Genomic DNA, 13,269 nt, shown 5'->3' on the forward strand with positions numbered 1-13,269 from the left:
CTCCTTAACCAAACATAATTGGAAGTGACAGCAATGATATTAAAACAAGTACTGCCGTAGTAATCCAAAAACAAGTTACTATTTTTGTTTCATGATGTCCCAAAAGTTCAAAATGGTGATGTATAGGTGCCATTTTGAAAAGTCTTTTACCCCCTGTTTTCTTAAAATAGAAAACTTGTAATATAACCGATAATGCTTCTATAAGATATATTCCTCCTGCGATTAAAATGTAAAGTTCTGATCTTGTAAAAATAGAAACTATTACAACCGCACCGCCAAGAGCCATTGAACCTGTATCTCCCATAAAAATCGAAGCAGGGTGAGCATTATAGCATAAAAAGCCAAGACATGCTCCTATTACACTTGCAGTAAATATATTCATAGAAGTAAATCCGTTTGCAAGAGAAAATACCAAGAAAAAGAATAATATTATCATGGTAACTCCGCATGCAAGTCCGTCTAATCCGTCTGTCAAATTCGCCGCATTAACGACAGCAACTATTGCTATAATAACAAACGGAATATAAAATATACCCATATTCCATACGATATTGGTAAAAGGTATTACAATACTCGTTCCGATTGTTGGATGAAATGCTGCATAAACCGCAACTGCACCCGCAGCCGAAAATTGTAAAAGCAATTTCTGTATTGGAAGCATTCCAAGATATGGAACAAGAACCCCACCTTCAGAATTTAATCTGTTTTTTTGAACCATTTTTATATAATCGTCTAAAAATCCTATAAGACCGAAAATCAATGTTACAAATAAAGCAAATATTAAATCTCCGTCAGCTTTTGTAAAAAATAATGCACATGTAACTAAAATACCAAGCATCATTACAAGTCCGCCCATTGTAGGAGTACCTGCCTTTTTATAATGACTCTTCGGACCAAGCTCCCTTATAGTCTGCCCCATTTTTAGTCTTTGCAAAAAAGGAATAAATTTAGGTGTTAATAATACTACTATTGTAAATGAAATCAGAGTTGAAAGAATTACATATATCATTATAAATTACCTCCCCTTTTTAGGCTGTCAATTACATCTTCAAAAGCCATTCCTCTGGATGCTTTAAATAAAATATAATCTCCCTTAAATGTCAACTTTTCTATTTGTTTCATTAAATCATCTTTTGAATCAAAATGTTTTATATTTTTTTTCTCAAAACCGTAATATACGGCACCTTCCCCTATTTGTCTGCTATGTTCTCCCGCAGTAATAAGAAAGTCAACTTCATTTTGTACTATATCTTTTCCACATTCAAAGTGTAGTTTTTCACTTTTTTCTCCAAGTTCAAACATATCTCCGAGAACCGCTACTTTTCTATTATTGCCACTTATGTTCTTAAGTAAACCAAGCGCCTCTCTTAAAGCATCAGGGTTGGAATTATAAGTATCGTTTATAAGAGTCATTCCATTATAATCTTCTATATCCATTCTGTTTTTGCTTGCTTTAAAACTATCAAGTCCTTTTTGTATCTGCTCATAAGTAAGTCCAAAAGCAAATCCTGTATATATTGCAACAAGCCCGTTATAAACACTGTATTTTGCAGGAGTTTTTAATTTAAAAGAATATTCCTTATCTTCATATTTAACATTAAAACTCACACCGCTTTTATCATAAACAATATCGTAAGCTTTAAAATCTCCGTTTTCTATTCCTATTTTTACAATATTAAATTCATTGTTTTTATAATCCTTAAAGAACTCATTATCTGCGTTTACAACAAGAGTACCGCCTTTTTTAAGTCCTTTTGTAATTTCCATTTTTGCTTTAAAAATATTCTCTTTGCTTCCCAAATTTTCAATATGGGTTACCCCTACATTTGTTATTATTCCAAAATCAGGTTCAACAAGTGAGCTTATTTTTTCAATTTCACCTTTGTGGTTCATTCCCATTTCAACAACTGCAATCTCATGTTCTTTATTTAAGTTAAATAAAGTAAGAGGAGCACCCGTTGTGCTGTTATAATTGCCTATTGTTTTCATTGTGTTATACTTACTTGATAAAACACTTGAAACCATATCTTTTGTGGTTGTCTTACCGGCACTTCCCGTTAAAGCTATAAAAGGAATCGTAAATTCACTTTTATAACTTTTTGCCATATCATAAAGAGCCTTTAGAGTATCTTCAACCTTAATTTGATAACAGTCTGCGTCATTGACAAGTTTAGTAACGACACAACAGCAAGCTTTATTCTCGACTGCTTTTTTAACGAAATCATGTCCGTCAAATGCAGTTCCGGGAAGTGCAAAGAATACACTTCCCTCTTTTGCAAGCCTGCTGTCTATTACCACATCGGTTATTATTTTATTATTTCCTTCTTTAATAATTTTGCCGCCAAGCATTTTTTCTAATTTTAATATATCAATACTATGCATTTTCTACCTCAAACTTCAATATCCGCATTATTATATCACTTTTTGGCTTTTGTTAAAACAACTTATATATAAAATACAAAATAATTAATCAACATATTCAAAGGTTACCGTTACTTTTGTTCCTTTCTTAACTTTTGTACCGGCTTTAACGCTCTGTTTCGTTGCTATACCACCGCCTTTAACTTCTATGGTTAGCCCCAACTTCGTTAATGCTTCGTTTGCGCTTTGAACACTCATACCCGTTAAGTCAGGCATAGTTACTTCCGTCGAAGAAGAGCTGTCAACAGTAATGGTAATTTTCTTACTATAAGTTTCTTGTACATTTGTCTGACTTATGACTATTGCATCATTATCTTTTATATTTTTAGTTTTGTATTTTATTTCATAATCTATATTTAGTGAATCAAGAAGACTCTTTGCATCGGTTAAACTTTCTCCTCTAACATCAGGAACAACAACCTTTGCATTTAATGTCTTAACATCTTCACTGTCAGAATCAGATTTTGTATTCAAATAGTTAAGTGAGTTTTTAAGAATTTCTGCTGCTATAGGTGCAGCTGTAGTACTTCCGTAACTTCCGTTTGTAGGTTCATCCAAAATTACTATAACTGCAATTTGAGGATTATCATATGGTGCAAACCCGAAAAAACTCGTAACATATTTTGAATGAGAATATTTACCATCTATTATCTTTTGTGCCGTACCTGTTTTACCACCCATTTTTAAATCATCTGAATCATACTGTGATAATACACTGGATTTTGATACAACACTTCTTAGATATTTTCTCATTGTATTAGAAGTATCGCTTGAAATAATTTGTCTTACGACTTCTTTATCATATGTTGTGGTTATTTCATTATTTTCCCCTTCTGTTACATATTTAACAAGTTGAGGCTTTAACAAATATCCACCATTAATTACAGCACTTAAAGCCATAGACATCTGAATTGGTGTAGTCGACAGCCCTTGCCCAAAAGATTTTGTTACATAATCTACTATATTTACATTTTCATTTGGAGATAAAATACCGCTTTCTTCTCCTCCCAAATCTATTCCCGTTTTTGAGCCGAATCCATAGTTATATATATAATCATAAAAAACATCAGGTCCCATACGCATTGCTATTTCCATCATTGCAGGGTTACACGAATTAATAAGCGTTTCTTCCAAAGATTCGCTGCCGTGAGCATTTGGGTAAACCGAACACCTTATCTTTGTTCCGGCAACTACTTTATATCCCGAGCAGTAAAACCTTGATGATGTTGTAATAGAACCTTCTTCAAGTGCCGCCGAAACGGTTATCGGTTTAAATGTTGAGCCAGGTTCATAGTTTAAACTGATGTTTGGGTTATCCCACATTAAAGCAAGCTTTTCACTTTCTGTCATTTTTCTTTTCTTACCATCATCATCGGTTGTATAAAAATCAGAACTAAAATTATCTTCAAAATCTTCATCAAGTTCCCATGGGTCATTTAAATCGTAACTTGGATTTGATGCCATTGCAAGTATCTCTCCAGTTGAAGGATCAATGGCAATAGCCAAAGCTCTCTTTGCTCCGGTCTTTTTAATACCGGTTTCAAGTGCATTTTCCGCATACATTTGTATTACACTGTCTATTGTAAGAACAAGATTACTTCCATCTGTAGCTTCTTGTCTTATTTCACTTCCTGATGCAATTTTTCTTCCGCTTCCGTCTGTTTGATATAAAACAACTCCGTCTTTACCTGAAAGAACATCATTAAAACTTGCTTCCAGTCCATATAATCCTTGATGGTCTGTTCCCGTAAACCCAAGAAGATGTGCCGCAAAAGTACCGTTTGTGTAATATCTTTTTTTATCTTCTGTTACAGAAACACCTGTATAACCCTTATTTTTTATCTCTAATCCTATACTGTTATCCACTTTGCTTTTTATAAGCTCATTACTTGAAGATGAATTATTTACTTTTTTATAAACTTCATCATAATCTAAATCAAGCATTTCACTTAAATATTTTGCAACTTCTTCCTTATCTTCTTTTTCTATGCTTGCAGGAGAAACATAAATACTTGAACAAGTTGCGTCTTTTGCAAGTAAAGCCATGTTTCTGTCATAAATATCTCCCCTACTTGCCGTAATAGGAAGACGCTGCATCAACATGGCTGATTGTTTATCTCCGTATTCAACTGCTTTAAATCCTTGTATGTAAACAAGTTTTACAACAAGTGCAACAAACAGCACACATACAAAGGAAAATATAAATAAAATTCTTTTCTTTCGTTTTAAATCTAAAAAAGTTTTCAAATGTTACCACCTTCATTAGTTACTGACGAAACTGTCAAAAAGTTTAGAGAGTGCACTTTCGTCTTTAGTATTTTGAGCGCTTGCACTCTTTGTTGAGGAAATTGAATCAGAATTATCTGTCACATCAACAGCAACAAAAGAACTGCTACTTGGTTTAATCATACCATATTTTTTTGTCGCAATCTTTTGAACTTCCTTCAAATCTCTTTTTGCCAGCAATTTCCCCTCTAAACTGTCGTTTAGCATTTGAACCTCTTTTAATTCACTTTCAAGATTAGATATTGCAATATCCGTTCTGTTTATTCTGTAACTTTGCCAAGTGATAAGAGAAACACATATCGAAGCAACTAAAAACAAAAATAAAACAGTATCAATTGTAAAAATCTTTTCTTCTTTATTAACATTTTTTCTAATCTGCGCATTATTATTTCTTCTTGTCATTTGCTGCTCCTTAAATTATATTTGAAAAATTTTCTTATTATTACTTAAAGTTTCTCTATTGCTCTAAGCTTTGCACTTCTTGAACGTGGGTTATTTTCTATCTCTTCACCTGTAGGAAGAATAGGTTTACCCGTTAGAACTTTCACTTTTGGCTTATTCCCGCATACACATACTGGAAAATCTTTAGGGCAGGTGCAACCCTTCTTTTTATCATTAAACACTTTCTTTGTGATTCTGTCTTCTAAGGAATGAAAGGTTATTACCGCAAGCCTTCCTCCTTTATCTAAAACATCAATCATATCTTCCACAGCTTTTTCAAGTGCATCTATTTCGTTATTTACTTCTATCCTAATAGCCTGAAAAGTCTTTTTCGCTGGATGTTTTTTTGCGTGAAACTTTTTTGGAATTGCAGCTTTTATTATTTCTACAAGTTCAAAAGTTGTTTCAATCGGCTTCTCTTCACGCCTTTTTATAATATGTTTTGCAATATTTCCTGCAAATTGTTCTTCCCCATATTCACTTATGATTCTTTTTAAATCTTCATAGGAATATGTATTAACAAGCTTCTTTGCATCAACATCGCTGGTTCTATCCATTCTCATATCAAGTGGACCGTCATGCCTAAAAGAAAATCCTCGTTTTTCATCATCAATCTGAAAAGAAGAAACTCCAAGGTCAACCATCATGCCGTCAATCTTATCAATACCAAGTTCTTCTAAAATACTTTTTATATCGTGAAAATTACCTTTTACAAAATGTTTTTCACAGTTATAAGGAGAAAGTCTTTCTTTTGCTCTGTCAAACACAAAATCATCTCTGTCAATTCCGATAAATGTTCCCTTATCGGATAATCTTTTGCATATCCCTTCACTATGACCTGCTCCGCCCATTGTTCCGTCAACAAAAATACCATCAGGTTTTATATTTAGGATATCAAGGGTTTCATTATATAAAACGCTAATATGTTTCATCTTAAATATTTATCCCCGCTTCATACATTTCTTGAGCTACATCATTGATATCATCATCAGACATATCATTGAAACTATCCCACTGAGCTTTATCCCAGATTTCAACTTTATCTTCAACACCAACAACAACAATATCCTTAATTATTCCGGCATATTCTATAAGAGCCTGTGCAACTTTTGTTCTGCCTTGTTTATCAGGGGAACATTCGCAGGCACTTCCTAAAATAAATCTTGAAAATCTTCTTGCATTTCTATCGGTAGTTGGTAAGCTTTTGATTTTTGCTGCAAGTTCTTCCCAAGCGTCCTGTGGATAAACCCAGATACATTTATCTAGACCTTTACACATAATAAAAGAATCCCCAAGTTCATTTCTGAATTTGGCAGGCACATTAACTCTTCCTTTACTGTCAACTGTGTGATTATATTCTCCTATTAGCATAATTCTTACCACTCTATACCCGTTTATGTTCTCATTTTACCACTTGATACCACCCTTGGCAACCAAATTTGCTTAAAATTTAAACTTTTTTGATAATTTTAATATTTATAGAACATATTTTCTAAACAATCTGTGGACAAGTTGTGAATAACCCTTATAAAAATATTTATTTATAAAAATCACTTATCTTGTAAGAATATTTTGGGTATGATATAATATACAAAGTGGCGCAGTATCCTAGTCAGACTTATTTTGATTGAAGGCGGGGCTAAAAATCCGTCAAAGGGCACATCGATGAAGTTTCTTGTTTGGGCTTCTTACGCCCAGTAAGGGGTTCTTTCAGGAAGTAAAGGAAATGGGGCGATCTGCAACGGCATGTGGGCGATGACCCTATTTCCGCGGAGGCTCATAAGAATATTCTTATGGGAGAAACCTATGGATGTGGTAATCCGGGGGATCTCGTGATTATTACTGAAATAGCGTAGCCTGTTTTGAGTGATGCAGGGGGAGTTGGAAACCAACTTTTTATCAATATGAGCTCAAAGATAAGAAAGTATTGCCAATGAAACCTGTGTTGCAAAAGAAACTATGTCATCTTAAGCCTGCCGAGGAAAGCTCCTAGGCTGTTTCATTTGAAGATAATTTAGGGATTACAGTGTGAACTAAGTGGTAATTTGGTCCTGCCCGCAGCAATGAGGCAGGAAAATATTGAAAGGGAAACCGCAATTACGGCGACGTTTTTGTATATTTTCGGGAAATCCTACCAAACCTAAGTCGCAAAGTTTACTTAAGTTATTGCCACTAAAAAAAGACAGGTGTTAACCTGTCTTTTTTATTACCATAAACCACATTGTACAATAAGAACTTCACTCCAAAAACCCTATACATATGTAAAACCCGTCAAACTTAAGAATCTTTATCTTTTATACCAAATTTTTTAGGACAAACAAAAAAGAATGAAATTATACACTTGTGTATCCATAAGAAAGTAATTTTAACTTTTTGTCTGCAGCCCCTATAAATTTACCCGATACATAGAATATGATTTTTTACAACCCCATTGATGATAATAGACGTTAATTCCCGCATTTCCATATACTTACAAATAACGTTAAAGAAGCGGAAAAATACCTACTACCCTATTCATAAATATAAACATCGTATTGTTCAGAATTGGCAGACTCTGTCAATTCCTTTTACCCCGATTCATACTCGGCGTATAGTTGCAAAAATCTTTCATGACTTATCGCTTCATTAATATCGCCGCTTAAGTTCGGTAATCGCTTTACTTATCTATCCCCAATTATTTTTCTGTCACTTCATTTCATTAGCTTTTCCATTCGTTCTTTACTTTGTAATGAAATAAGTTTCTTAGCAAGTATAAAAAGAATATCTTTCCCTAAAAATGTATTGTACTTTGCTTATTAGATAGGAAATTCCCAAAGTCTTCTGACTTTTTTTCTCTCTGCTTGCAACACAATACAAAGTGTTTTTGCCGAAGTATTGAAAGAAATGTTATAAAAATATTTCTTACTTTTAATAATAATGATAAAAGTTAAAAAATACCAACGCCATAAACATGGAATAAAATCTACAAATTTTTAACTATTGACAAATATTTTGATTTATCATATAATATAACAGTGATATATAACAGTGTTATACAAGGATGAGAATATGAGTGAAAACAAACAAACAACACTAAATCTGATTCTTTCAACGGCAATGCAGGAATTTCTTGAAAAAGGTTATAAGTCGGCTTCTTTGAGGAATATTGTCAAAACAGCAGGCGTAACAACGGGTGCGTTTTATGGTTACTATAACAGCAAAGAAGATTTATTTGAAGCTTTGGTAGGCGAACATTACAATTTTTTATTGAATCGTTTCTGTAAAGCTCAAAAAGAATTTGCAGAAATACCACCGGAAAAACAGCCCGACAATCTTAGCTCTGTTTCCGGAGAATGTATGTATGAAATGCTTTTGTACATATATGAACATTTAAATGAATTTAAGCTCATACTTTGTTGTTCGGAGGGAACTCGTTTTTCAAAACTGATCGATGAAATGGTAAAAATAGAAACAAAAGGTACACATGATTATTTGACGGTTCTTGAAAAGCTAGGGAAACCTGCACCTCCAATCGATAAACGTTTAGAGCATATTTTGATTACAGGAATGTTTAATACTTTTTTCGAGCTGGTTATACATGAAATGCCCCTTAAAGAAGCAAAGCATTATCTGAAAGAAATGAGAGCTTTTTATACTGCCGGATGGATGAAAATCATGGGGCAGTCAGAACAATCCAAACTGTAATTTTTAATAAAACTATAATTGTTAATAATGGAAAGTGTACACTTTCCATTATATTTGGCACTTAAGTTAGCAATGACTAACTCGTAAAATAATATTATCACAATAAGGATATTCGAATTCGGTTATTTAACATTCTATATCATAAAAAATTTCTAAGGAGACTTTTATAATGAAAAAACAGTCAAATCTATCAAGATTGATGGACTATGCCGGAAAATACAGGATATTAACTTATCTTTCTTGGGTATTGTCTGTAATAAGCGCATTATTGGCACTTGTACCTTTTTGGTACATATGGCGTATCATTCACTGCATACTGGAAGTTTCACCGAACTTCTCAGAAGCAGCGAATGTCACGGAATACGGTTGGTTTGCCGTATTGTTTGCGATTGTTTCCATAGTTATCTACATAACTGCATTGATGTGTTCACACATAAGCGCGTTTAGGATTGCTGCAAATATCCGAAAAGAACTTATGCATCATATTGCGTCCCTACCGCTTGGAATAACAGAAAAATACGGAAGCGGGAAACTGCGAAGAATTGTAAACAGTTCCAGCGCCGCTACGGAAACATACCTTGCACATAGACTTCCCGACAAAGCGGGCGCAATTGCTACTCCCATAGGATTGCTTTTCTTGTTGCTTGTTTTTGACTGGCGATTGGGGCTTTTAAGTCTTGTTCCTGTTGTTCTTGGCTTTTTGATTATGATGAAAATGACAGGAAAAGAAATGGAAAAACGCATGGAACAATATCAGAATGCACTCTCGGATATGTCAAACGAAGCCGTTGAATATGTAAGGGGGGTGCCCGTAGTAAAGACTTTCGGACAGACGGTCTTTTCTTTCAAACGTTTTAAAAAGGCAATAGATAACTATGAAACATGGGTCATAGCATACACAAAATCCTTGCGTATGCCTATGCTGTTCTATACAACAGCAATTAATGGAGTATTCGCATTTCTAATTGCCGGAGGTATCATATTTACCGGAAACGGCGTAACAAATGAACTGTTACTGAATCTTATTTTCTATATTGTGATTACTCCAGTCATTGGCACAACACTTACAAAAATCATGTTTATGAGTGAGGATACAATGATTGTGGATGACGCTTTCGGCAGAATTGACGAAGTGTTAAACGAACAACCATTGTCTGAAAGTCGCATAAATAATATCCCCAAAGACAATGGTATTACATTGGAACACGTCAGTTACAGTTATGATGGAAAGAAAAATGCGCTCAACGATATATCACTTTCCATAAAGCCGGGACAGGTAGTAGCATTGGTCGGGCCGTCTGGTGGAGGTAAAACAACGCTTGCAAATATCGTTACAAGATTTTTTGACCCTCAAAAAGGACGTATACTGATAGGAAATATTGACATACGCAATATTCCGAAAGAAACATTGATGAACAGAGTATCTTTTGTTTTTCAGAACAGTCATCTTATCAAAGCGTCCATACTAGAAAATGTACGCATGGCAAAACCCGATGCCACACGAAAAGAAATCATCCATGCTTTGGAGGCGGCTCAGTGTATTGACATTATCGAAAAATTACCGAATGGTATAAATACGGTTGTCGGAACAAAAGGCGTATACTTGTCAGGAGGAGAACAGCAAAGAATAGCCATTGCACGCGCAATTTTGAAAAATGCACCTATCCTGATTCTTGACGAAGCCACCGCATTTGCCGACCCAGACAATGAAGTACGGGTACAGCAAGCTTTGTCGGCTCTCTCAAAGGGGAAAACAGTTATTATGATTGCACACAGACTGTCATCAATCACAGAAGCCGATTGTATTTATGTGTTGCAAAATGGTGAAATCATCGAAAGTGGCACACACAGTGAGCTGGTAGAAAAAAATAGCGTATTCGCAAAAATGTGGAAGAATTATTCCGAAGCTGCGGAATGGAAAATTGCAAAGGAGGTAAACACATGATTAAAATACTTCAAAGACGCTTTGCGTTATCAAGACAAGGGGCTATTGATTTAATAAAAGGTTGTATTGCTTGTGTTGCACAGGATTTATCGTTTATGTTTCCAGTTGGACTACTCTATTATTTTGTCATTGATACTATGAATGGAGGGGTAACCGGAAACCGCATCGTCTTTTATATAATCGGAGTGTTGGTTTGCTTATGCCTTATATTCATTGCAACTTGGTTTCAATATAACACCACCTATTTGGCAACTTACGTGGAAAGCGGTGTAAGACGTATATCTTTGGCTGAACAACTCCGAAAAATCCCTTTATCGTTTTTCGGTAAAAAAGACCTTGCCGATTTGACAAATTCAATTATGGGCGACTGTGCCACACTGGAAACAACATTTTCTCATTACGTTCCAGCTTTGGCAGGTTCCCTTATTTCAACAACACTGATTTCCCTAGGACTTTTTATCTATGATTGGCGTATGGCTCTTGCTGCAGTTTGGGTTTTGCCGATTGCATTTGCTATTACATTTTTTTCAGCTCGCATACAGGAGTACTTCAACAAAAAATCCGTTGCAGCAAATGTTGCTCTTGAAAGCGGAGTTCAGGAGTGTATCGAATGTCTGCAAGACCTGAAATCAAACAATGCAGAAAAAAGCTATTTAAGAAAGCTTGATAAAAAAATCGACCATGTAGAAAAACGTCACATTATAACAGAACTCGGAACTGCTCTTTTTGTTGTTTCTTCAACGCTTATATTAAAATTTGGAATTGCGACGGTTGCTCTAGTTGGTTCTACGTTACTCATTCGCGGAGAAATCGATATTCCGCTGTTTTTTATGTTTCTACTTGTAGCTTCAAGATTATATGCTCCCCTTGAAGGTGCATTACAAAATCTTGCTGCGGTAATTTCTTCAAAAACAAACATAAATCGTATGAATGAAATTTTTGATCAACCTATACAAACAGGCAACAATCGGTTATCAAACAAAGGATATGACATTGTATTTGACCATGTGGGATTCGCATATCATACGGGAGAAACAGTATTAAAAGACGTATCCTTTACCGCAAAACAAGGAGAAGTCACTGCCTTAGTCGGACCGTCCGGAGGAGGGAAAACTACAGTGTCACGCCTTGCCGCACGTTTTTGGGATATCAATAAAGGAAAAATCACGGTTGGTGGTATGGATATATCCAAAATAGAACCGGAAACATTGCTGTCACTATACTCTATCGTATTTCAAGATGTGACTCTGTTTAACAATACAATAATGGAAAATATCAGAATAGGAAGAAAAGATGCGACCGATGAGGAAGTTCTTGCAGCGGCAAAACTGGCAAATTGTGAAGAATTTGCAATGAAACTACCGGACGGATATAACAGTATGATCGGTGAAAACGGATGCGAATTATCCGGCGGCGAAAGACAACGTATTTCAATAGCACGTGCTTTTCTCAAAAATTCTCCTATCATTTTACTTGATGAAGCAACTGCAAGCCTTGACGCAGAAAACGAAACCTTGATACAGGCTGCTTTATCAAAGCTTATAAAGGATAAAACCGTACTTGTTATCGCACACCGTATGCGTACAGTAAGCAATGCTGACAAAGTGGTTGTACTTTCGGACGGTTATGTTGCCGAACAGGGTACACCGGAAAACCTTATGAACACAGGTAAAATTTATCCACATATGGTAAAATTGCAAATGACCGGTATGGATTGGGGCATCTAAAATGAATACTGAATGGATAATATGTCCTATGTGTCAAGGAAAAACAAGGTTGAAAATACGAAGCGATACCGAACTAAAAAATTTCCCGTTATATTGTCCGAAATGCAAACAGGAAATTCTGATTAACGTATATCAGATGAATATATCAGTTATCAAAGAGCCGGACGCACAGACGCAGAGCCGATAACAAGCAAATTTTGAAATGCTGTTATCCGCTCTTTTTTTATAAAAATCAATACGACGATATGGGGAGGTATCGTCGTGTTACTTTTTTTATCAGAAAAATCAAACAGAATATCTTTTATAAAAAAATTCGATATTCATTTAGATAATATATTATTACGAGCATGAAATGATAATTCACACGATATATATAGATAAATCACATAACAAGTAACGGTCTTTAAACTCAATAATTATATATTACACAAACGCTCATTCAACTTGATTTTTTATGGGCGTTTGTCGTAATAAGCCCTACCTGGAATAATTAGAAACAGTTATGATGAAATATACAGAGCAATCCATAAACATACCGAGTGTACCTTTCTCCTTTTCTGTAAAGGCGTCCTCCGCAATAATGCAATTAACACATCCCCATAATAAAACACAAGCATAAAGTATAACCTGACTGTACAATGAAGAAAACATTTAATAAACCTTTTACAATCGACAACTACTATGAGTAATGTATCTGCGAAGAGGCGACGTTTTTGTATATTTTCGGGAAATCCTACCAAACCTAAGTCGCAAAGTTTACTTAAA

Annotated in this window: 10 protein-coding genes; 4 read left to right on the forward strand and 6 right to left on the reverse strand. The window is 34.8% G+C overall.

All coding sequences use genetic code 11. The annotated features are described in order from the left end of the window. Positions 1–4: 4 nt before the first annotated feature. From mraY to mraZ, 6 genes are all read right to left on the reverse strand, one after another. Positions 5–1,009: a phospho-N-acetylmuramoyl-pentapeptide-transferase gene (gene mraY / locus FGQ49_RS03205; protein WP_138268474.1), complete on the reverse strand. Its 1,005-nt coding sequence runs from the start codon at positions 1,007–1,009 to the stop codon at positions 5–7. Next, positions 1,009–2,382: a UDP-N-acetylmuramoyl-tripeptide--D-alanyl-D-alanine ligase gene (locus tag FGQ49_RS03210; protein WP_138268475.1), complete on the reverse strand. Its 1,374-nt coding sequence runs from the start codon at positions 2,380–2,382 to the stop codon at positions 1,009–1,011. Before FGQ49_RS03210 ends, mraY begins: the two co-directional genes overlap by 1 nt. Positions 2,383–2,466: 84 nt before the next feature. After that, positions 2,467–4,668: a penicillin-binding transpeptidase domain-containing protein gene (locus FGQ49_RS03215; protein WP_138268476.1), complete on the reverse strand. Its 2,202-nt coding sequence runs from the start codon at positions 4,666–4,668 to the stop codon at positions 2,467–2,469. 15 nt (positions 4,669–4,683) lie between these two features. Beyond that, a complete protein-coding gene (locus FGQ49_RS03220; RefSeq protein ID WP_138268477.1) occupies positions 4,684–5,109 on the reverse strand; it encodes a hypothetical protein in 426 nt (141 codons plus the stop codon). Positions 5,110–5,153: 44 nt separating this feature from the next. Then, on the reverse strand, positions 5,154–6,080 hold the full coding sequence (gene rsmH / locus FGQ49_RS03225) for a 16S rRNA (cytosine(1402)-N(4))-methyltransferase RsmH (protein ID WP_138268478.1): 927 nt from the start codon (positions 6,078–6,080) through the stop codon (positions 5,154–5,156). A 1-nt stretch (position 6,081) separates the two neighbouring features. Continuing rightward, the gene (gene mraZ / locus FGQ49_RS03230; RefSeq protein WP_138268479.1) at positions 6,082–6,519 is read right to left on the reverse strand and encodes a division/cell wall cluster transcriptional repressor MraZ; all 438 of its coding nucleotides are present in this window, start codon (positions 6,517–6,519) and stop codon (positions 6,082–6,084) included. 1,677 nt (positions 6,520–8,196) lie between these two features. On the opposite strand from mraZ, the gene FGQ49_RS03235 reads away from it, so the two are divergent. The 4 genes from FGQ49_RS03235 (at position 8,197) to FGQ49_RS03250 (ending at position 12,691) form a co-directional block, all read left to right on the forward strand. Continuing rightward, entirely contained in the window at positions 8,197–8,832 is a 636-nt protein-coding gene (locus FGQ49_RS03235) for a TetR/AcrR family transcriptional regulator (RefSeq protein ID WP_138268480.1), read from the forward strand. A 169-nt stretch (positions 8,833–9,001) separates the two neighbouring features. Continuing rightward, on the forward strand, positions 9,002–10,777 hold the full coding sequence (locus tag FGQ49_RS03240) for an ABC transporter ATP-binding protein (RefSeq protein ID WP_138268481.1): 1,776 nt from the start codon (positions 9,002–9,004) through the stop codon (positions 10,775–10,777). Further along, positions 10,774–12,504: an ABC transporter ATP-binding protein gene (locus tag FGQ49_RS03245; RefSeq protein ID WP_138268482.1), complete on the forward strand. Its 1,731-nt coding sequence runs from the start codon at positions 10,774–10,776 to the stop codon at positions 12,502–12,504. Before FGQ49_RS03240 ends, FGQ49_RS03245 begins: the two co-directional genes overlap by 4 nt. 1 nt (position 12,505) lies before the next feature. Then, positions 12,506–12,691, forward strand: a complete 186-nt coding sequence (locus tag FGQ49_RS03250; RefSeq protein ID WP_138268483.1) for a cysteine-rich KTR domain-containing protein — start codon at positions 12,506–12,508, stop codon at positions 12,689–12,691. Positions 12,692–13,269: the final 578 nt, after the last annotated feature.

It is taken from the genome of Anaerofustis stercorihominis (genome assembly GCF_005844425.1).
In the GTDB taxonomy this organism is placed as follows: Bacteria; Bacillota; Clostridia; order Eubacteriales; family Anaerofustaceae; genus Anaerofustis; species Anaerofustis butyriciformans.

What these genes read in the sequence shown, in the direction of transcription:
- mraY (WP_138268474.1), bottom strand. Translation starts at nt 1,009, where the DNA reads ATGATATATGTAATTCTTTCAACTCTGATTTCATTTACAATAGTAGTA.
- FGQ49_RS03250 (WP_138268483.1), top strand. Translation starts at nt 12,506, where the DNA reads ATGAATACTGAATGGATAATATGTCCTATGTGTCAAGGAAAAACAAGG.
- FGQ49_RS03220 (WP_138268477.1), bottom strand. Translation starts at nt 5,109, where the DNA reads ATGACAAGAAGAAATAATAATGCGCAGATTAGAAAAAATGTTAATAAA.
- mraZ (WP_138268479.1), bottom strand. Translation starts at nt 6,519, where the DNA reads ATGCTAATAGGAGAATATAATCACACAGTTGACAGTAAAGGAAGAGTT.
- FGQ49_RS03245 (WP_138268482.1), top strand. Translation starts at nt 10,774, where the DNA reads ATGATTAAAATACTTCAAAGACGCTTTGCGTTATCAAGACAAGGGGCT.
- FGQ49_RS03210 (WP_138268475.1), bottom strand. Translation starts at nt 2,382, where the DNA reads ATGCATAGTATTGATATATTAAAATTAGAAAAAATGCTTGGCGGCAAA.
- FGQ49_RS03240 (WP_138268481.1), top strand. Translation starts at nt 9,002, where the DNA reads ATGAAAAAACAGTCAAATCTATCAAGATTGATGGACTATGCCGGAAAA.
- FGQ49_RS03235 (WP_138268480.1), top strand. Translation starts at nt 8,197, where the DNA reads ATGAGTGAAAACAAACAAACAACACTAAATCTGATTCTTTCAACGGCA.
- rsmH (WP_138268478.1), bottom strand. Translation starts at nt 6,080, where the DNA reads ATGAAACATATTAGCGTTTTATATAATGAAACCCTTGATATCCTAAAT.